Raw genomic sequence first — 21,079 nt, forward strand, 5'->3', positions numbered from 1 at the left:
ACAATTATGAGTAAGCGGGGTTCTAAAGGTCAACTGAGCGGCAAGGAGAAGGCTGCCATCTTGTTGATCAGCCTGGGGCCGGAGTATTCATCGCAGATTTTCAAAAACCTTCATGATGAAGAGATTGAAGAATTAACACTGGAAATTGCCAATATGAAAAAAGTGGCTCCTGAAGAAAAGGAACGTATTCTTGAAGAATTTTATCAAATATGTGTGGCGCAAGAGTACATTTCTGAAGGCGGTATTAATTACGCAAAAGATGTGCTGGAAAAAGCACTGGGATCTGAAAGAGCCATGGATATCATCAACAAACTGACCGCCTCTCTTCAGGTTAAACCATTCGACTTTGCTCGCAAGGCAGACCCAAGTCACTTACTTAATTTTATTCAGAATGAACACCCTCAGACTATTGCACTCATATTGGCTTACTTATCTCCAGAGCAATCATCACAGGTCCTGTCAGCATTACCGCAGGAGAAGCAATCCGAGGTTGCACAACGGATTGCGACCATGGATCGCACTTCTCCTGAGATCATCAAAGAAGTGGAGATGGTCCTTGAAAAAAATCTGTCATCCCTGGTAAGTCAGGATTATACCAGCGCTGGAGGTATTCAAACGATTGTTGACATCCTCAATGCGGTAGATCGTGGGACAGAGAAAAACATCATGGATACACTTGAAATTCAAGACGCTGAACTGGCAGAGCAAATTCGCAAGAAAATGTTTGTCTTTGAGGATATCATTAATTTGGACAGCACTTCTATTCAGCGGTTCATCCGTGAAATTGACAATAGCGACATGGCGATTGCCCTCAAGGGAGCCACGGAAGAACTGGCGAATGTATTCTACAGCAACATGTCAAAGCGTATGGCTGAAATGATACGTGAAGATATGGAGTTTATGGGCCCCATACGTCTACGAGATGTGGAAGAAGCGCAGCAGAAGATTGTCAATGTCATCAGAAAATTGGAAGACTCCGGAGATATTATTATTGCTCGCGGTGGAGGGGATGACATTATTGTATAAAATTTACAAATCCAGTCAATTGCAGATCGGGGATAAAATTGAAATTAAAGCCCGTGCTTTTCAGAGCCAGGAAAAAGAAAAAGCGCTGCACGAAAACGCTGACATGCCCAATGATAGTTATCCAGAATATGAGGCTTGGCAACAGGAAAGACAGTCCATCATTTCCAAAGCTGAAGAAGAGTCAACGGTTATTATTGAGCAGGCTGAAAAAGAAGCTGCTGAAATTCTTGAGAAAAGTTATCAGGATAGTCTAAAAGCGCTGGAACAAGCTAAAGAAGAAGGCTATCATGCTGGCTTTGAGACTGGCTCTGCGGAGGGTAAAGAATCTGGTTATCAGGAAACGATGGCGATTTTGCTGGAAGCGAAGCAACTGAAACAACAGGCGATAGATGAGAGAAATCGATTGGCCAAGGAACTGGAATCTCAGATTGTCCAATTAGTCATTCAAACTTCCCGACGCGTGATTCAGTCAGAAATGCAAGACAATCAGGAAAGCATCTTTACGCTGATTGAAGAAGGCCTCAAAAAGTGCAATTATACAGAAAATCTGGTCATTCACGTGAGTGAAATGGATTATGATTTGGTATATGCTTACCAAAATCGCATTTATTTAATGACAGAAGGTATCTATGATATAGAGGTTAAAAGCGACCCCTCCATGAGTCCGGGGAGTGTCGTGATAGAAACTGCCTCGGGGCAGGTTGATGCCGGAATTGAAACGCAGCTTCGTCAAATTGAAGCAGCATTTACGGAATTATTGAAAAGTGGGGATGACTAATGCCTGGCATCGAACTCAATAAATATCATGAAGCGCTCCAGCAGGCAGAACTCATCAAGTATTTTGGGAGAGTGTCCCAAGTGATCGGACTTACAATTGAGTCAGTTGGTCCTTCTGTGAGGATTGGTGAAATTTGCAAAATCTACACGTTTAAAGATTCAAAACCTCTTATGGCAGAAGTGGTTGGTTTCAAAGAAAAAAAAGTATTGCTAATGCCATTGGGTGATATGGAAGGAATTGGTCCGGGAAGCAAGGTTGAAGCTACGGGCACGAGCTTAAAGGTCAAGGTTGGCAACCAATTATTGGGAAGGGTTCTGGATGGCTTGGGAAACCCCCTTGATGGAAAAGCATCTATTCAAGGTTCTACCAGCTATCAGGTGATGGGACAGCCGCTAAACCCTCTTGAAAGAAGTCGTATTCTGGATGCATTGCCCCTGGGTGTTAGAGACATTGATGGTCTGCTGACATGCGGCAATGGCCAGCGGATTGGTATTTTCGCAGGTAGTGGTGTGGGTAAAAGTACGCTGCTGGGAATGATCGCCAGAAACACTCAGGCAGATGTCAATGTGATTGCCCTCATTGGCGAGCGTGGTCGTGAGGTAAGAGAATTTATTGACAACGATCTTCAACAAGAAGGTTTGAAACGCTCAGTGGTCATTGTTGCCACTTCAGACCAGCCGCCTCTGATTCGCATGAAAGGTGCCCTCCTGGCCAGTGCAGTGGCTGAGTATTTCCGGGATGAAGGATTGAATGTGATGCTGATGATGGACTCCATCACCAGGTTTTCAATGGCTCAACGAGAAATAGGCCTTGCAATTGGAGAGCCACCGGTAACAAAGGGATACACACCATCAGTTTTCGCGGTATTGCCTAAGTTACTTGAGCGATCTGGCACTTCTGAAAATGGCGCCATCACTGGTCTATATACGGTTCTTGTGGATGGTGATGACCTCAACGAACCGATTGCCGATGCAGTACGGGGAATACTTGACGGGCATATCGTGCTCTCCAGAAAGCTTGCCAACAGAACTCATTATCCAGCCATCGATGTATTGGCAAGCTTAAGTCGTGTGATGCCAAATATCGTTGCGAAAGAACATACACGAATGGCGAATGAAGTGAAGGAAATCCTTTCAACGTATCAGGAAGCTGAAGATTTGATTAGCATTGGGGCCTATGCAAGAGGCTCCAATAGAAAAATCGACTATGCCATTGAAAAAATAGAAGCCATCAATCAGTTTCTTCAGCAAGATGTGCACGAGCCGACAACATATGATCGCACGCTTGAGTTAATGGCAGAGTTGCTTCAAGAATAAAGGGAGTTGCTGGTAATGCCAAAAGGGTTTGAATTTCGTTTCGAAAATTTGCTTGCTTTTAAGGTAAAAAAAGAAGATGAAGCCAAAATGAAGCTTGGAGAAGCTGTTGGAAAGCTGGAGGAAGAGAAAAAAAAATTAGCTCATTTAACTGAACAACATGAGAAAGCAATGTCACTATGGCACGAGGCAATCCACCAACAGGTACGTGTATCAGAGATGCAACTGAAGTCAAATCAGATACAATGGTTTCAGGATTTGATCCGTCTGCAGCAGACGATGATTGATGATGCTGAAGAAGAAGTGGAAAAATGCCGAAATATATTGGTAGAAGCAAAAAAAGAGACCCGAAAATTCGAAAAAATTAAAGAAAAAGATTTTGAATCCTTTCGTGAAACAGAGCAAAAAATTGAGCGGGCCGGTATCGACCAGTTCGTATCCTTTAAAAATGCATTGAAATAGTTGTGCAACAAGGAGGTCGCGATGTCGGAAGCCATTCAGGAAAGAGATGAAAAAGCCGGTTCCTTTAAAACAATCCTTATTGTCGTTTTGGTAGTATTACTAATTCCCATTGTGACAATAGGTGTCCTTTATGTCAGCAATGAGTCTTTTAAACAATCCACAAATAATATATTGTCTTTGATTCCAGGTCCGGCGGGAAACTATTTCAGGTCGTTGCCGACACCAGAAGATCAAGATATTTTGAAGCGGGAAATCGCCCGTCATTATATCACCATGGATCAGGATCGCATTGTTGACAAACTTTTGGTCATTCGAGCTGAAGACGAGCAGCTTTATCAGGATTTACTGTTAATGATGAATCGGGAAAACCCCCGAAAAATGGCAGATGTGACTGAAAAATTGCAGCGAGCATTTGTCAATGATGATACACTCCTGCGCATCCTTGAAGAGGTTGAACAGGACCTTCTTGTCCGTTCATCGTCCCTGTCAAGTTACTTGACCTCGCTGTCACGTCCTGATGCTGTCAATGAAATTCAAAGAATGCATCGCTCTGGTGAAATCAGATCTGATGAGCTGGGACAATTATTTCATCAGTTTGCGCCGGCACAAGCGGCCTACTATATGCGTTACCTTGATGACAGTCTGGTACAGCAGGTGCGCAATCAGTTGCCGGGATCCCTCTTGTCAGAGATTGATAAGCAAGTGGCCTCTCAGCTAAGTCATGAGCAGGGACTCATACAGCAGTCAAACTTATACAGCAGTAAACGTGTTAAAGAACTCATTCCATTATTGACAACTGAAAATGAGCACCCGCTGACAGACCTTGCATTTTTATACCATCAACTGAGCGTCAGCAAAGGTGGTAGAATTCTGGCCAGGTCTGAAGATCCGGAAATAACCCAACAACTTCTAAAAGAAATGATGCAGCTGGAAAAACTGGTTGAATCAAGAGAAGGAAAAACCAAACAATTAACAGAAGCAGTTAGTGTCTATCAGGATTACAACCGAAAAATACAGGAACTGGTAGCGGTTTATCAGCGAATGGATTTAGCAGAACTGGCTCCTTTGGTAGAACGTATGCTGGTAAGCAACACCATTGTACAACAACATATTTTTTCGCCGGAAGATCAGATTGTGATTACTGAAGAACAGTTAGTCTTAGATGTCCTGAATGAAATGAGGCCAGCATTAATTTCGGAATTACTGGGCCAACTCAGCACTCCAAGAGCGGTTTTGCTCTCCCAAAGGCTTTACGGGGAGTAGGATAGATTTGACAATCATATTTGAAAGGAGGTGAAAGAATGCAAAAAATCGATCAAAATATGATGATGCCTGCGTTGCAACAAAGAGCAGACAGATCTCTTCAAAAACGATCAGCTTCATCAGGATCCTTCGATCGTTTTCTGAAAAACTCTCTTGAAAAAAGCAATAACAGAATCAATCAGCGGGGAAAAGATGAAGGCCGTCAACCAATGAACAGAAACATTGCTGCACAATCAGAAACACCACAAACACCACAAACACTTCAGAATCAAGCTTCACAAACAAAAGATCAGACTGAAGCAATTCAAAATTTGCCAGCAGTGAAAGATGAAAAAGTGCTTGAAACAGAAGAAACGAAAGTCGACCAAGAGATGGTTATTCCGGAAAACTGGCAGGAACTGCCTGCGGATGAACTGCTCTCAGCACTTCTTCAGGCACTGAAATTCAACGACCTGAGTATAGTGGCAGACACAGATCAAGATCACGTATTATCAAAAGCTGCTAATGAAAGTGAGTTGTTGGCAAAATCATTACTCGACATGGTTAAAGAATTTCAGGATTTGATGAAATCTGACGAAAGCAGTCATGATGAGATTGAAAAAGGGCTGAAAGAGCTCCTTCATAAACTGCAACAGGAACTAATGCCTGAAGAAGGTTTGCAAAAACTGTCACAAACTGCAAAAGAAGAACAACCGACAGTTTTGGCAGAGAGTCAACAGGCGGTAGTACCTGACACAAAGCAAGAAATCGTCACACCTGAAAAATCACCAGCGGGTATGGCAGACCAGAAGGCAGAAACTGTGATTGACCTGACTCAGGCTTCGAATAGCTCGAATCAACAACAGCCAGACCAGCAGGGAAAAGAACAACGACAATCACCCGAACCGGCCAGTGTGACCATCAATCATCAAGGTGAAACACTTGTTCAAATGACACCCAATCAGGTGGAACTCTGGCTTAGTCAAAACAGTTTCGTCCAGGAGCTCGATCATCAAAAAGAACACTTGCAGCAGGATGTGACTCAACAGTTAATGCAAAAAATCCAGGTTATTCACAGCAAAAATGAAAGTCAGGTTACCATGCAGCTGATTCCGGAGAATCTGGGAAAATTGACAATCCAGCTAGTTGCCAATCAACAGAATGGTCTGACTGCCAGAATTTATGCCGAAACACAGCAGGCACGTGATTTAATCGAATCAAATTTTGGGCAACTGAGAGACGCGCTTTCTGGCAAGGGAGTGAACTTGTCTGGGTTGGAAGTTTTCGTTGGACAAGACCCTGAGTCATCAGACAAACAGCGGGCTTTTCAGTTTCAGCAAGCTCGTCAACGGCGAAGACTCAACAAAGCCGAAATGTCAGAGGGTGTCAGTGGGTTAACAACAGCCGCGGTTCAAATGGAATCTCACAATCCATATTTAACTACAGGCGGATTTGACCAGGTGGGATAAGTAAGCCAGTAAAATTTGCAGGAAAGGAGGTTTATCATGCCGAATACAGTAGATCAAATTGATTGGAAAACACGGGAATATGATCCGCAACAGAGCAGCCAAAACAATAGTGTGCTGGACAAAGATGCCTTCCTGAGACTTTTGGTGACGCAATTGAGTAATCAGGACCCTTTAAGCCCCATGGAAGATCGGGAATTCATTGCACAAATGGCACAGTTCAGTTCATTGGAACAAATGCAGAATCTCAATGACTCTTATAAAGCCAATCATGAAGAAATCATGGATCACATGATTCACATGAACAACAATATTGTGAACAGCCAGACAACCATTGCCACCCAATTGACAAAACTGAATTTAATGCTTGAAGCGTATCTGGGCACCAGTACACCGGCGCCAGAGAATCCCGACCCCGAAGATTCAGAAGAGGGCAATGATGAAGATAAAGAAGTATCAGAACCATAAAGTGTATATTCGCAGGGAGGCGACAGCATGAAGGCATATGAACTTAAAATTAACTCAGCCATCAGTCCTGTTCAGCCGGCTGCAGGAAACCCCAAAATCACGTCGGCAACCGATGATGGCAACTCTTTCAAGCACGTTTTAAACGAACATGTGCAAAGACAGCACCATGTGGTTTTTTCTAAACATGCCACCGAAAGATTGATGCAGCGAAATATTATACTGACACCTCAGGAAATACTGCGTATCGATGCTGGCATCAGTCAGGCAGCGAAAAAAGGAATTAAAGAGACACTGATTATGATGGATAATCGTGCATTCATTGCCAGTGTGAAGAACAAAACAGTGATTACTGCTACAGTTGAGGATCAATTAAAAGATCAGGTTTTTACCAACATCGATGGAGCAGTGATTGTCTAAAGCGAACAACAAGCCGGACCACATGGTGGGGGCTTGTCACTTCCGACTGACAGAGGAAGTGAACCAACTCATAGGAGGTCATGTAAGATGATGCGATCAATGTTCTCTGCTGTGTCGGGCCTGCGGGCTCATCAGCTTCGTATGGATGCCATCGGCAATAACATAGCGAACGTCAACACAGTGGGATATAAAGCAAACCGGGTGACTTTTCAGGAAGTCTTTAACCAAACCCTGAGAGGCGCTGGGTCACCCCAGGCGGGCCTTGGAGGTACCAATCCGCAGCAGGTGGGTCTGGGGATTAACGTGGCATCCATGGATACCTTTCATATTCGTGGAGCTGTGGAACGAACCGATTACAATACAGATATGATGATTAATGGCGATGGTTTTTTCATCGTTTCCAACGACGCCAACTTCCTCAACCGAAGCTATACCCGCGCCGGCAGTTTTGCCCTTGACCGAGACGGCAATATGGTTACCCCGGACGGATATCGGGTACTGGGGTATATGGCAGACAATGAAGGTGTTCTGGGAAGCAATCTGGAAGGATTAGTTATCTCAAAAGCTCAATCATTTCCGGCAGAAGCAACAGACCGCGTGGGATATGAAGGCAATTTGAACAGTGAAGCACCTATTTGGGCGGGCGATATTGTAGACCCAGCAGGGATATATTCGATTGTTGACGATCGTCTGGTTGTTAATGCAGGTATGGAACAGTACATTGCCCGTGAAACAACCTTTGAGGTATATGATGGACTGGGCGGTATTCACCGTATTAAGCAAGTTTTTGTTAAAACTGGAGTGGATAATACAGACCCAGATAATCCCATCAGTGAATATTCGATGGAAACCTTCTACCTAAACAAAGATGGTACTGTCATTCAGGCAGGAGGAGCAACAGGAGGAGCTGTCACTGACCCGCCAACTGCACCGACAACAAGTCCAACAATTGAGTTTGATAAAGATGGCAGGCTTACTGGCACAACAACAACCTTAAATCTTTCGATTGGTGCAGGACTAACCAACGGAGCAGGTGTTTTACCATTTACGATAAGTTTTGCAGGTTTGACCATGTTTGCCAACGAATCCACGGCTTCAGCTCCGAATATCAACGGTTTCAAACAGGGGACACTGGAAGACTTTTCAGTAGCCTCAACAGGAGAAATTACTGGATTCTTTGATAATGGCCAAAGCCGGATCATCGGTCGTGTTGCTCTGGCAAACTTCAAAAATGCGGCAGGTCTTGAGAAAACCGGCAGCAACCTGTACCGTGTCACCAACAACTCAGGTCAGGCCATCATTGGTGCACCTGGGGCGGGTGGATTTGGCGGACTAAATCCCGGAGCTCTTGAAATGTCAAATACAGACTTATCAAGAGAGTTCACCAACATGATCACTACCCAGCGTGGTTTCCAGGCGAATTCTCGTATTATCTCCACCAGTGATGAGATGCTGCAGGAAGTTGTTAACATGAAACGATAGGTTCAACAGGAAATGAGTCCGGGAGCCGTTAACGGCTCCCGGAGTACCTGAAAGGAAGAATGCCCATGATCAGGCTCAAACGCCTCAATCAAAGCGAAATAGTCATTAATGCCGAACTCATTCAAGCGATTGAAGAAACACCGGATACTGTGATCACACTAACCAATGGTCAGAAAATCGTTGTGGCTGATTCTATTGACGAGATTCTGGAAAAGGTTATTCAATATAAACGAAACATACATATTTAGCTGAGCATTTGATATCGGCAAAGGGAAAAGGGGTGCTGTTTTGGATTTAGCAACCATTGTGGGAATCCTGGTAGGTCTGGCATTTATCATTATGGGAATTATGCAGGATGGCGACATTGTTACATTCTTTAATTTGCCATCTATCCTAATTGTTGTTGGCGGTACGGTTGCAGCTACTTTTGTGGCTTACCCACTATACACAGTGCTGGATTCTCTCAAAGTCGTACGAAAAGCATTCTCGGCACAAAAGAATGAAGCTGGTATAATCATTACTAAAGTAATTGATTTAGCCAATACAGCTCGAAAAGAAGGGTTGTTAGCCCTTGAAGAGGCTTCTGAGCAAATTGATGACCCGTTCTTGCAAAAGGGTGTCATGTTGGTGGTTGATGGGACCGACCCTGAGTTGGTGCGTAATCTTCTGGAAACTGAACTTTCTTTTGTAGAAGAAAGACACAAAGAAGGTCAGGGTATTTTTGAAGTAATGGGCACCTATGCACCAGCTTTCGGAATGATCGGAACGCTTATTGGCCTTATTAATATGCTGCGAAGGTTGGATGACCCTTCCACCATTGGTCCGAGTATGGCTGTTGCTCTTATCACCACCTTTTATGGGTCTCTAATGGCAAACCTGATCTTTCTTCCCATTGCCAACAAGCTGAAATTTAGAAGTCGAGAAGAAATCTTGCTGAAAGAAATTATGCTTGAAGGGCTGCTTTCAATACAGGCGGGGGAAAACCCTAGAATTATCGAAGAAAAATTAAAAGCCTTCTTACCGCCTAAAGTCCGGGCTGAAATATCGGAACAGAAGCAGAAAGGTGAGGAAGAGTAATGCCCAGAAAAAAACCGGCAGAAGAGGCTAAAAAAGGTGCTCCGGAGTGGATGACAACCTACGGAGATATGGTGACACTCCTGCTGTGTTTCTTCGTTCTTCTTTTTGCCTTTTCAGAAATCGATGTGCGCAAACTGGATGCTTTCATTCAATCATTTCAGGGAGCGGTAGGTGTACTTGAGGCAGGACGAACCATAGAACCCAGTGAAATACTATCAGAAGCAGAGCTGGATGACCTTACCCTGCAGGAGCTCCAGGAACTGGAAGATTTTCGCAGACTCCAGGAGCGCTTGGCAGAATTTCTTGAAGAAAGAGACATGCAGGCGGATGTTCTGGTGACACTTGAAACGCGAGGATTGGTGCTGCGCTTTCAGGATAATGTATTGTTTGATTCAGGCAGGTCAGAAATTAAAACCGATTCACTGGAAATACTTGACTTTGTTGGAATGGTCATTCGGGAGCCGGAGTTTTATGATAAATTTGTCCGAATAGAAGGACATACAGATACTGATCCCCTGCGTCCGGGGGCGCGGTACGAAACCAACTGGGAGCTATCGGTTGCCCGTGCCGCGAATGTGGTTCGATATATGATTGAAGAGCTGAACGTGGAGCCGGTGCGGTTTTCCGCATCAGGTTATGGAGAATATCATCCCGTGGCACCAAACGATACAGCAGAAAACAAGTCAAAGAATCGACGGGTGGATATTGTGATACTTCGCTCTGAATTCACTGCCACCAGCCGCTAATATGATGACAGGAGGGATGTAAATGGATATGAAAAAAATCATCATTATCTCGCTGGTTGCATTTTTGGTCACAGCGATTTTGGTGGGAAGCCTTCTCTATATTTTTGTTTTTCGGACGCCCTCTGAAAAAGTGGTGGTGATACCCACCTTTGAGTATCAACTGGGGGAATTTTCAACAAATTTGGGTTCTCAGCGAAGTTTCTTCAGAGGTTCAATAGTGGTGGAAACAACCGACAAAAAGTTGTTGGATACATTGGAAAATAACCACATTGTTTTGCGGGACAGCGTCATAAAAACACTAATTGGGAAGCGGGCTGAGGATGTGCTTGACCCTGAAGGTCAGCAACTACTTCGCCAGGAGCTGATACAGGTTATCTCCGAAGTGTCGCAATCAGATCAGATTTCCAATGTGTATTTTGTGGAATATATCGTGCAGTAGGAGGTGACAGCCTTGGCAGATGTTTTGTCACAAAGCGAGATAGATGCGCTTTTGGCGCAGTTGAGCAGCGGTGAAGTTGATGCTGACGAAATGAAAGATGTTCAGCAGGACAAAAAAATTAAACTGTACGATTTTAAAAGTCCTAAAAAGCTGGCAAAGGATCAGTTGAGGACCCTGCAGATTATTCACGAAAATTTTGCCCGGTCATTAAATACGTTTCTTTCCGGATACTTGCGCACCTATATTCATGCCGAGGTCAAGAACGTTGAAGAGCTGTCCTATTATGAGTTCAGCAACTCCGTGGTTAATCCTGCGGTATTGTCAATTGTTAATTTTCAACCTTTATCAGGTCAAATCATTGTTGATCTGTCACCCTCAATTGCATTTAATATTATAGACCGCATCCTGGGAGGCAGTGGAAAACCGTTCAATGAATCGCGAACTTTTACTGAAATCGAGTTAACCCTGATCAAAAAGCTGAAAAGACAAATCATCGCACTGATGGAGCAGCCCTGGGAAAATGTGGTTGAACTTAATCCCAAGTTGGACAAAATTGAAACGAACTCCCAGTTTGCACAAATCGTTTCTCATAATGAAACGATTGCACTGGTGACGCTGAGTCTGCGAATAGGTGAAGTGGAAGGTCTGCTCAATATTTGCCTGCCCCACTTGGTGATTGAACCTATTATCGACAAACTGAGCACCCGGTTTTGGTTTGCAAGTATTTCAAAATCAGTGACTGAAGATGATAAGTTGAAGCTTCAAAAGCGTGTTGAAAAAACACGGGTTGAAATAGGAGCCGAGTTGGCACATACGCACATTACTGTTCGTCATTTTCTGGAAATGCAGGTTGGCGATGTGATTGGTCTCGACACTCCGACTGATGGCGAATTGATTCTTTATGTGGGAGATAAAATGAAATACAGAGGTGTGCCGGGTACCAGTAATAACCATTTAGCTGTGAGAATCACGAGTAAAGAAGAGAGAGGGGATGAACTTGATGAGTGATATGTTATCCCAGGAAGAAATTGATGCTCTGTTGAGCGGTGGAGATTCATCTGATGATGAACCATCATCAGAAGCGGCAACGACTGAAGAAGAAATTTATTTTTCAGAGCAGGCCAAAGATACGATCGGTGAAATCGGCAATATTAGTATGGGAACAGCGGCAACCACGTTATCAACATTGTTGAATAATAAAGTGGTGATTACAACACCCAGAGTTGCATTAATGAGTCTCAAAAACCTTTCAAAGGAATATCCACTTCCTTTCGTTGGTGTTGAAGTGCGCTATAAAGAAGGGATTAAAGGCACTAATTTAATGGTGCTGAAAGAATCTGATGTGAAAATTATCACTAATCTTATGATGGGTCAGTCACCCGAGGCGACAGACGATCCGATTTCTGACTTGCATTTGAGTGCCATTGCTGAAGCGATGAATCAAATGGTGGGATCATCGTCAACTTCCCTGTCGGAAATGTTTATGAAGAAAATCGACATCAGCCCCCCAAAAGCATTTCAACTTGATTTACAGACACCAAATCTGAATCAGCATGTATCAGACTTGGATGAGACTTTTGTACGCATTGCTTTCAAAATGGAAGTTGGAGACTTGATTGACAGTGAAATCATGCAGTTGATTCCAATTGATTTTGCCAATGAGATGGTTCAAACGTTGATGCCTGAAAGTGGTGGATCAGAGGCTCCAACTACGACGGCACCACAGCCAATGCCAGCGGCAAATGATGACTTCATGATGGACTTTGATGAAGCGACAATGCCGACAGCACCGGCGATGCAACCGCCTGCCACACCTCAGCGGCAGTCAACACCGCCGCCAGTTGCTCAGCCACAGCCAAATGTGAATGTTCAACCTGCTCAGTTTCAGTCTTTTGACGATACTGCATCAGGGACCGCCATTCCTGAAAATATTGCCTTAATCCAGGATGTCCCGTTAAAAGTGACTGTTGAACTGGGACGAACTGTAAAACGTGTGAGTGAAGTGTTGGAGTTTGGACCGGGTACAATTGTTGAACTCGATCGTATTGTGGGAGAGCCGCTGGATATACTGGTTAATGGTCAATATGTTGCTAAGGGTGAAGTAGTGGTCATTGATGAAAACTATGGCATCCGAGTGACAGACATTGTTAATCCCAATAAGCGTTTCTCGAAGATATGATGCTTTATGTTTAGTGCTGAATTGTGTATAATGAAATGCGAAGTACTGTGTTGAAATACACACTTGATTGAAAACAAATGATGAAGAGATTAGCTGATGCAAGACTCAGCCGATCAAAATTTGAGGAGGATAACCAATGGCTAATGGAATTCTAATCGTTGATGATGCAGCCTTTATGCGAATGATGATCAAAGATGTTTTAACAAAAAACGGCCTTGAAGTAATTGGAGAGGCAGAAAACGGAGCAGTGGCTGTCGAAAAATTCAAAGAACTGTCACCAACCCTTACCATCATGGATATTACAATGCCTGAACTGGATGGGATTGAAGCAGTTAAGGCAATTAAGAAAGTTGATCCAAATGCAAAGATTATCATGTGTTCAGCGATGGGACAGCAAAGTATGGTTATTGAAGCCATTCAGGCTGGTGCAAAAGACTTTATTGTCAAGCCATTTCAGGCTGAACGTGTCATTGAAGCAGTGAAAAAAGTGATTGGATAGTAAAGGATGTTTTATATGAATGACTCTGCCGCAGTGTCATTATTTCTTTTTTTCGCTGTTACGACACTTATGATTATCGGTGCTTATTATACAACGCGCTGGATTGGCAATAAAACATCGCTGATTTCTAAAACGCGCCACATATCCCTGCTGGAAAAAACCATTCTTCCCGGAGGGGTGAATATTCAGGCTATTAAGGTAGGATCAAAGGTGTACATTGTTGCTGGCCAAGGAAAAGAAATGGTGACCCTGGATAAGTATTCCATTGAAGAATGGGAAGTCAGTAAACAAACCGGAGATATGACGATTGACAAATCGAACCCAGTCGGATTTCCACAGATCATTCATCGGCTCATAACACGGACCAACCCTGATGTTCGACAGGAAGGCCCTCAAGAGGGTGATTATGATTAGATCAACAGGTATTCATCATAAAAATCGATCACGGCGCGTAAGCCTTCATTGTGTGATGATCTTGCTGATGGTTTTCGTGACGGTGATAGGAGTGCCTGACCATTCTGAAGCTGCAACTCTACCTTTTCCCAGTTTGGAAATCAACTTTAGCGAAGCCGAAAATCCCGAAGAAGTTGCTTCAAGTTTGCAGATATTGCTTTTACTGACGGTACTGTCATTGGCTCCTGCTATTCTGATTATGCTCACAAGCTTTACGCGTATTGTGATTGTGTTGGGATTCTTGCGAAGAGCAATCGCAACGCAAACAACGCCTCCTAATCAGATAATTATTGGCTTAGCACTCTTCCTGACCCTCTTCACCATGAGAACTGTGCTGACAGATATCAACGATCAAGCGTTGCAGCCTTACCTTAATCAGGAGATTAATCAAGTTGAGGCATTTACGAATGCAATGGATCCGATCCGTGAGTTTATGTTTCGACAAACCCGGGAAAAAGATCTCGCTATGTTTATGGAGATTGCCGATGAAGGGCCGGTTACAAGCCTGGAAGAAGTGTCCAACACTGTTCTGATTCCTGCATTTATTATCAGTGAAATGAAAACTGCATTTCAAATAGGGTTCGTCTTATTTATACCTTTCATCGTACTCGACATGGTGATTGCCAGTACTTTACTCTCCATGGGAATGATGATGCTGCCGCCGGCCATGATTTCACTGCCGTTTAAATTACTGCTATTTATTATGGTTGATGGATGGAACCTGATTATTCGCTCACTGATCACAAGCTTCAGGTAAACAACGGAAGGAGAAAGAACAATGGACGAAGGTATGATCATTGAATTGGGCCAGCAAACTATGCTAACCATCCTCATCATGGCTGCCCCAATGCTTGGATTTGGACTGATTGTCGGTTTGAGTGTCAGCATATTTCAGACAATTACTTCCATACAAGAACAGACATTAACCTTTGTTCCCAAAATTGTTGCTGTTTTTGCTTCAGTGATCATCTTCGCACCGTGGCTGCTCTCTATTCTAATCAACTTTACAACCAGTTTGTTTAGTGACTTTTCGCAATTTATTCAGTAAAGAGTGGTGCAGTTCATGGAACAAAATACCATTGATTTTTTGTTGCAGTCAGTCGATCTCTTCCTGTTGGTATTTATGCGCGTCAGTGGCATTTTCGTATCGGCACCAATCTTTTCCAACGAAAACACGCCCATGGTCGCTCGGATTGGAATGGCGGGTATGATCAGTTTTATATTGATGCCGTTGGTTGAAGGAACTGCTGTTGTTCATAGCGGGAACTTGATTTTATTCGCAGGTCAATCCATCCAGGAGTTGCTTGTGGGAATTTTAATCGGTTTTGTTGGTGCCGTCTATTTTTCGCTTACTTCGCTGGCCGGCACTTTACTCGACAGACAAACCGGGTTTGCCATGGTAAATGCCATTGACCCCTTATCTGACACTGAAATGCCTATCTTTGGAAGTTTCTACAACATTTTATTTGTATTTATTTTTCTGAGCATCAACGGTCACCATATTTTTATCAGAGCACTTAATGACAGCTATCACCAGATTCCCATTGGACATGTGATCATACTGTCAGATGATTTGGTTCGTGGAATGATCACCTTTTTTAGAGATATGACAGTTATGGCATTTCTCTTAAGCCTGCCGGTTGTGGTGACTTCTTTTCTAGCAAATGTTGTTCTTGGAATTTTTGCCAAAACGATGCCCCAAATAAATGTATTTGTCGTTGGTATGCCATTACGAATTGTTGTTGGTATGCTGACCATTTGGGTGACACTGCAGGCGCTGTTACCTTTTTCTGAAAGCTTTTTCGACCGTATGTTTCAGGGAATCTATCAGATGATCCAGTTGCTTTCATAAGGATGATGTTATGGAATGGTCAATTAATCTTCAACTGTTTGCCGAAGATGAAAAAACTGAAAAAGCAACTCCCCGAAAACGGAAAAAAGCAAGAGAAGAAGGACAGGTGCTGCAGAGCCGGGAAATTAATACTTCACTGACCCTGCTTGCTGCGTTTGTCCTGCTTTTTTTGCTATCAAGTCATTATGGTTCAACGATGATGAATGTCAGTCATTATGTTTTTGATGAATTTATGCTGGGAGATCATCTTTTTACCATAAAAAATATTCAGGCGTTGACACTTACACTTATTGCTGCAATTTTGATTATGACAATGCCTCTGGCGCTGGTAGTTTTAGTTATTGGTGTCACATGCAGTTTCTTGCAGGTCGGGTTCTTAATATCCTCAAAACCGCTTCAACCCAAGTTAAGCAAGCTTAATCCCATAAAGGGACTCAAAAAGCTCTTTTCTCTTGAAAAAGTGATGGAACTTTTCAAATCGTTGATTAAAATATTTTTAATAGGGTTTGTCATTTTTCGTTATATCACGTCCCAACTGGGAACGATATTCAGCTTAATGGAGCGTGAAATCGAACAATCGATCGCCATTGTGTCGCAAATAACACTCAACATTGGATTAAGAGCTGGAGCCGTTTTAGTTTTGTTGGCTGTTTTGGACTATTACTATCAAAAATATGAACACGAGAAGAAACTTAAAATGAGTAAGCAGGAAGTAAAAGACGAACACAAACAAGTTGAAGGAGATCCTAAAATTAAATCGAAAATTCGCCAAAAGCAAATGCAGATTTCAATGCGGCGTATGATGCAGGAAATTCCCAAAGCAGACGTAGTCATAACAAATCCAACCCATTATGCCATTGCAGTTAGATATGCTCCTGAACAATATGCAGCACCTGTCGTGGTGGCGAAAGGACAGAATCTCGTCGCTCAAAATATTAAGAAAATTGCTGAAGAACATGGTATACCAATGGTCGAAAACCGAGCGCTTGCAAGAGTGCTATATGATACTGTTGAAATTGGTGATTTAATCCCTCCAGATCTCTATGAGGCTGTTGCCGGAGTTTTGGCATATGTTTACCAGTTGGATAGCAAACAAATGAAGGAGGCCCGACGATGAAACAGGGCGACATTTTAGTAGTATTAGCAATTATTGGGATTGTTGTCATAATTGTTATACCAATTCCATTGGGCTTGCTTGATGTGCTGCTCAGTTTCAACATTTCATTGGCGCTTTTAATTCTGGTGCTTGCTATGTATATTCGAGAAGCACTGGAATTTTCTGTATTCCCATCTATTCTTCTTGTAACAACGCTATTCAGGTTATCATTAAACATTACAACAACACGTTACATTCTTTCCCAGGGCGATGCAGGCAGTGTGATTGATACCTTCGGTAATTTTGTTATGCAGGGTAATGCGATAGTGGGATTTATCGTGTTTGTCATTATTGTATTAGTTCAGTTTTTGGTTATCACAAAAGGAGCTGAGCGGGTTGCTGAGGTTGCAGCTCGATTTACACTGGATGCGATGCCAGGAAAACAAATGGCCATTGATGCTGATTTAAACACTGGTCTCATCGATGATACGGAGGCCAGAGAAAGACGCAAAAAAATACAGCAGGAAGCTGACTTTTATGGTGCAATGGACGGTGCCAGTAAATTTGTTAAAAACGATGCGATTGCCGGCATCCTTATTACTTTAATTAACATTATGGCAGGCTTGGTTATCGGTGTGGCAATGGGAGGCCTTAGTTTTGGCGAAGCTATCCAGAAATATACATTACTAACGGTAGGAGATGGGTTGGTTTCTCAAATACCCGCGCTCCTCATTTCAACAGCAACAGGTATTATTGTTACCAGAGCGGCTTCTGAGGGTAATTTGGGTAGTGATCTGCTCCGTCAATTATTTCGCCAGCCAACTGTGATGCTGATACTCTCTGGAGTGCTGTTTTTATTTGGAATGACACCGTTACCCACATTTCCATTCTTAGTCATTTCATTCGCCTTTTTGTTCATGGGACTGACTTTAAGAAGAGAACTCAAGCAGATTGAAACAACTGAACCGACGGATATGATTCAGGAGGAAATTGAAGAAAAAAGAAAGCCGGAAAATGTGATGCCACTGCTGAATGTAGATCCAATAGAACTGGAATTTGGGTATGGTATTTTGCCTCTGGCAGATGCAAGCCAGGGAGGAGACCTCTTTGATCGCTTAGTCATGATTAGGCGTCAGTGTGCGCTGGAAATGGGAATTATTGTTCCAATGATTCGACTGCGCGACAATATTCAGTTGGAGCCAAATCAATACATCATTAAAATCAGGGGGATAGAGATTGCCTCAGGTGATATTATGTTTGATCATTACATGGCCATGAATCCTGGCACCGCTGATGAATCCATTGAAGGCATCGAAACGATTGAACCAGCCTTTGGTCTGCCTGCCAAATGGATTAATGAGCAGGAACGCGAGAAAGCTGAAATGGCAGGTTATACGGTTGTTGATCCGCCCTCAATCATTGCGACCCACTTGACAGAAATCATCAAAAAACATGCGCATGAACTCCTTGGCCGTCAGGATGTTAAGAAACTAATTGATAATGTCAAAGAAGAAAACGGTGCCCTGGTGGATGAACTGGTTCCCAATCAGTTATCATTGGGTGAAGTGCAAAAAGTGTTGGTTAACCTTTTAAAAGAGGGAATTTCCATTCGAGACTTGGTGACGATTCTGGAAACGCTGGCAGATTACGCTGTTATTACACGTGATACCGATATGCTGACAGAATACGTCCGACAAGGCCTCAGTCGTGCAATTACCAGACAGTTCATTACAACGCAGCCATTCAGAGTGATTGTCCTGGACAAATCTCTTGAGCAAGCTATTATGTCGTCTTTAAAACAGACTGAAAGTGGCACCTATGTGAACTTGGAGCCTGATTTGATGCAACGGTTATTAAATAGTCTTTCACGACAAGTGCAAAAGCTGATTTCCATGGGAGAACAGCCTGTGATTTTAACTGCGCCTGTTGTGCGTATCTATTTCAAACGTATTTCCGAGCAAATATCGACGGATCTCATCATTCTATCTTATAATGAAATTGATCCGTCTGTAGAAATTGAATCCATTGGGGTGGTGAGTGCCGCATGAAGATTAAAAGAATCCAGGCACGGGATAATCATGAAGCATTGATGAAAGTGAAAATGGAACTGGGGCCTGATGCAGTCATCATACATCAACGAAAAGTGAAACCCAAAGGATTGTTAGGTTTTTTTAAAAAGCCTGTGATTGAGGTTGTTGCGGCCAAAGAAGACATGCCGTCTTCTGCTATGAATACTTCAGTGCAAGCTCAAAGGCCTCTACCGACACCGGTTCAAAGAATGAAACCCATCACACCCGTTCAGTCACAAGTTGATCCGGTTGAAGAAGAACTGAAACAAATCAGGGAAATGATCAATCAGTTGATGCAACAGCAAACTGATATTGATAAGGGGAAAGTGGCTATTGAAGAATCTTTTATTGAGCTTATATTTCGAAAAAATGATTTGGATCAGTCGGTTGCTGACAAACTTGTCCAAAACTGCCAGAATTCCCTTCATTCAATGAAAGATTTTCAAAGCGATGAGCATGACATTCGAGAAATCATAAGAGAATGTGTGCAGCAACATGTAATCATTAAACCATATGATCCAAGACAACAGATGATTGTTTTTGTCGGCCCAACGGGTGTTGGAAAAACAACAACAATTGCCAAGTTAGCAGCCAGAGCTTCCCTAAATGAAGGAAAGAGTGTGGGTCTCATTAGTGCCGATACCTATCGTATTGCAGCGGTTGAACAACTGAGAACCTATGCAGATATTCTTAATATCCCTTTGCGGGTGATTTACCAGGCCTCCGAAGTGGGCGAAGCCATAAAGCAGTTGAGCCATCTTGATCTCATTATGATCGATACAGCAGGGAGAAGTCATCAGGATGACCAGCAAATGAATGAACTGATGGGCTTGCTGGAGCAAATTCCGCAGAAAGAAATTTATTTATTATTAAGCTGCACAACACGACAGCAGGACATTCGTGATATACTGGAAAAGTATCAGTTTTTAGATGACTATAAAATCATTATCACAAAAATTGATGAAGCCTCAGCCTTTGGAACGCTGGTAAATGTACCGGTACTGACATCAAAACCCATCTCATTTATGACTACAGGTCAGAGTGTGCCGGATGATATTGAAGCAGTCACCGTTGAGAAAATCATTAATCTGCTCATTAAGGAGAAACCATAATGGATCAGGCGGGCAAATTAAGAGAAATGATCCAGAATAGGATCGAAAAAAAAGCTGAGACCTTTGAAAGTGCTGAAATTGCATCATCAGCACAAAGAACAAGGTTTATTTGTGTTACAAGTGGAAAAGGTGGAGTCGGTAAAACAAATTTTTCCATCAATTTGGGAATTGCACTTTGTCGCCTGGGAAAACGTACCGTTGTCATTGATGCCGACCTGGGTTTGGCCAATGTGGACGTTGTAGCAGGAACTGTGCCCCGATACACTTTAAATAATCTACTATACTCAGATATGAAACTGGAAGACATTCTTGGGAATGGACCAGAAGGCCTTAAAATTATTTCTGGCGGCTCTGGGATGATGGATTTGCTGGATCTTCCACAGGAAAAAATTCAACGGCTTATTTTTCACTTTCAGGAACTATACCAGCTTTTTGATGTGGCCATCATCGACACGGGTGCAGGTTTGTCAAAAAGCATCTTGGCTTTTTCTGGAGCAAGTGATGATATCATAGTGGTGACAACACCTGAGCCTACCTCACTAACAGATGCGTATGCAATGATCAAGGCCATATCCAATGAAAAACTGACGACACGCATCCATATTGTGATTAATCGTGCTGAAACAACGAAAGAAGGAAACCAGTACTATGATAAAATTAGTAATGCCAGTGAGAAATTTTTGGGCAAAAAACTGGAAAAGCTGGGAACTGTTCTGGAAGATGTGTCGGTATCAAAAGCGGTTAAAAAGCAGACACCGTTAATGGTCGAGTATCCTGGCAGCATCGCCGCCAAAAACATAGAAGTAATTGCGTTAAGACTGACGAATGAAAATGACTCTTTTGATCATGTGTCCATGAACAGAGGTGGGTTTGTACATCGACTAATGGGGATTTTCCGGTAAG

General features: G+C 42.9%; 24 protein-coding genes. All 24 read left to right on the forward strand.

The features are described 5' to 3' along the window. Positions 1-6 precede the first annotated feature (6 nt). The 24 genes from fliG (at position 7) to QOL74_RS05330 (ending at position 21,078) form a co-directional block, all read left to right on the forward strand. Positions 7-1,026 (forward strand): flagellar motor switch protein FliG, encoded by a 1,020-nt coding sequence (gene fliG / locus QOL74_RS05215; RefSeq protein WP_283408391.1) that lies wholly within the window; start codon positions 7-9, stop codon positions 1,024-1,026. Then, positions 1,019-1,804, forward strand: coding sequence for a FliH/SctL family protein (locus QOL74_RS05220; protein ID WP_283408392.1), 786 nt, complete (start codon positions 1,019-1,021; stop codon positions 1,802-1,804). Before fliG ends, QOL74_RS05220 begins: the two co-directional genes overlap by 8 nt. Further along, a complete protein-coding gene (gene fliI, locus QOL74_RS05225) occupies positions 1,804-3,120 on the forward strand; it encodes a flagellar protein export ATPase FliI (protein ID WP_283408393.1) in 1,317 nt (438 codons plus the stop codon). The genes QOL74_RS05220 and fliI overlap by 1 nt, the downstream gene beginning before the upstream one ends. A gap of 15 nt (positions 3,121-3,135) precedes the next feature. Continuing rightward, entirely contained in the window at positions 3,136-3,579 is a 444-nt protein-coding gene (fliJ, locus tag QOL74_RS05230; RefSeq protein ID WP_283408394.1) for a flagellar export protein FliJ, read from the forward strand. Between the two features lie 21 nt (positions 3,580-3,600). After that, positions 3,601-4,842 (forward strand): hypothetical protein, encoded by a 1,242-nt coding sequence (locus QOL74_RS05235; RefSeq protein WP_283408395.1) that lies wholly within the window; start codon positions 3,601-3,603, stop codon positions 4,840-4,842. Between the two features lie 38 nt (positions 4,843-4,880). After that, complete coding sequence (locus QOL74_RS05240; protein WP_283408396.1) at positions 4,881-6,290, forward strand: flagellar hook-length control protein FliK; 1,410 nt, start codon at positions 4,881-4,883, stop codon at positions 6,288-6,290. A gap of 36 nt (positions 6,291-6,326) precedes the next feature. Next, positions 6,327-6,755, forward strand: a complete 429-nt coding sequence (locus QOL74_RS18455) for a flagellar hook capping FlgD N-terminal domain-containing protein (RefSeq protein WP_430383856.1) — start codon at positions 6,327-6,329, stop codon at positions 6,753-6,755. Between the two features lie 27 nt (positions 6,756-6,782). Further along, complete coding sequence (locus QOL74_RS05250; protein ID WP_283408397.1) at positions 6,783-7,172, forward strand: TIGR02530 family flagellar biosynthesis protein; 390 nt, start codon at positions 6,783-6,785, stop codon at positions 7,170-7,172. Positions 7,173-7,259: 87 nt separating this feature from the next. Continuing rightward, positions 7,260-8,654, forward strand: coding sequence for a flagellar hook protein FlgE (locus tag QOL74_RS05255; RefSeq protein ID WP_283408398.1), 1,395 nt, complete (start codon positions 7,260-7,262; stop codon positions 8,652-8,654). A 65-nt stretch (positions 8,655-8,719) separates the two neighbouring features. Next, positions 8,720-8,902 carry a flagellar FlbD family protein gene (locus QOL74_RS05260; RefSeq protein ID WP_283408399.1) on the forward strand — a complete coding sequence of 61 codons (183 nt, stop codon included), beginning with the start codon at positions 8,720-8,722 and terminating at the stop codon, positions 8,900-8,902. A 40-nt stretch (positions 8,903-8,942) separates the two neighbouring features. Further along, the gene (locus QOL74_RS05265; protein WP_283408400.1) at positions 8,943-9,731 is read left to right on the forward strand and encodes a flagellar motor protein; all 789 of its coding nucleotides are present in this window, start codon (positions 8,943-8,945) and stop codon (positions 9,729-9,731) included. Beyond that, positions 9,731-10,477: a flagellar motor protein MotB gene (locus QOL74_RS05270; protein ID WP_283408401.1), complete on the forward strand. Its 747-nt coding sequence runs from the start codon at positions 9,731-9,733 to the stop codon at positions 10,475-10,477. The genes QOL74_RS05265 and QOL74_RS05270 overlap by 1 nt, the downstream gene beginning before the upstream one ends. A 22-nt stretch (positions 10,478-10,499) precedes the next feature. After that, complete coding sequence (locus QOL74_RS05275; RefSeq protein ID WP_283408402.1) at positions 10,500-10,916, forward strand: flagellar basal body-associated FliL family protein; 417 nt, start codon at positions 10,500-10,502, stop codon at positions 10,914-10,916. Positions 10,917-10,928: 12 nt separating this feature from the next. Then, a complete protein-coding gene (gene fliM / locus QOL74_RS05280) occupies positions 10,929-11,924 on the forward strand; it encodes a flagellar motor switch protein FliM (RefSeq protein ID WP_283408403.1) in 996 nt (331 codons plus the stop codon). Further along, positions 11,908-13,095 (forward strand): flagellar motor switch phosphatase FliY, encoded by a 1,188-nt coding sequence (fliY, locus tag QOL74_RS05285; protein WP_346771718.1) that lies wholly within the window; start codon positions 11,908-11,910, stop codon positions 13,093-13,095. Before fliM ends, fliY begins: the two co-directional genes overlap by 17 nt. A 136-nt stretch (positions 13,096-13,231) precedes the next feature. Continuing rightward, a complete protein-coding gene (locus tag QOL74_RS05290; protein WP_283408404.1) occupies positions 13,232-13,594 on the forward strand; it encodes a response regulator in 363 nt (120 codons plus the stop codon). Between the two features lie 15 nt (positions 13,595-13,609). Next, entirely contained in the window at positions 13,610-14,008 is a 399-nt protein-coding gene (locus QOL74_RS05295) for a hypothetical protein (RefSeq protein WP_283408405.1), read from the forward strand. Further along, complete coding sequence (fliP, locus tag QOL74_RS05300; protein ID WP_283408406.1) at positions 14,001-14,804, forward strand: flagellar type III secretion system pore protein FliP; 804 nt, start codon at positions 14,001-14,003, stop codon at positions 14,802-14,804. Before QOL74_RS05295 ends, fliP begins: the two co-directional genes overlap by 8 nt. Positions 14,805-14,825: 21 nt before the next feature. Then, positions 14,826-15,095, forward strand: a complete 270-nt coding sequence (gene fliQ, locus QOL74_RS05305; protein ID WP_283408407.1) for a flagellar biosynthesis protein FliQ — start codon at positions 14,826-14,828, stop codon at positions 15,093-15,095. Positions 15,096-15,110: 15 nt separating this feature from the next. Next, positions 15,111-15,899, forward strand: coding sequence for a flagellar biosynthetic protein FliR (fliR, locus tag QOL74_RS05310; protein ID WP_283408408.1), 789 nt, complete (start codon positions 15,111-15,113; stop codon positions 15,897-15,899). Between the two features lie 10 nt (positions 15,900-15,909). Further along, positions 15,910-17,016, forward strand: coding sequence for a flagellar biosynthesis protein FlhB (gene flhB, locus QOL74_RS05315; protein ID WP_283408409.1), 1,107 nt, complete (start codon positions 15,910-15,912; stop codon positions 17,014-17,016). After that, complete coding sequence (flhA, locus tag QOL74_RS05320; protein WP_283408410.1) at positions 17,013-19,043, forward strand: flagellar biosynthesis protein FlhA; 2,031 nt, start codon at positions 17,013-17,015, stop codon at positions 19,041-19,043. Before flhB ends, flhA begins: the two co-directional genes overlap by 4 nt. Then, positions 19,040-20,176 carry a flagellar biosynthesis GTPase FlhF gene (gene flhF, locus QOL74_RS05325; RefSeq protein WP_283408411.1) on the forward strand — a complete coding sequence of 379 codons (1,137 nt, stop codon included), beginning with the start codon at positions 19,040-19,042 and terminating at the stop codon, positions 20,174-20,176. Before flhA ends, flhF begins: the two co-directional genes overlap by 4 nt. Then, the gene (locus QOL74_RS05330) at positions 20,176-21,078 is read left to right on the forward strand and encodes a MinD/ParA family protein (RefSeq protein ID WP_283408412.1); all 903 of its coding nucleotides are present in this window, start codon (positions 20,176-20,178) and stop codon (positions 21,076-21,078) included. The genes flhF and QOL74_RS05330 overlap by 1 nt, the downstream gene beginning before the upstream one ends. The last annotated feature ends 1 nt before the right edge of the window (position 21,079 follow it).

This window comes from Anoxynatronum buryatiense (assembly GCF_900182905.1).
Taxonomy (GTDB): Bacteria; Bacillota; Clostridia; order Peptostreptococcales; family Tindalliaceae; genus Anoxynatronum; species Anoxynatronum buryatiense.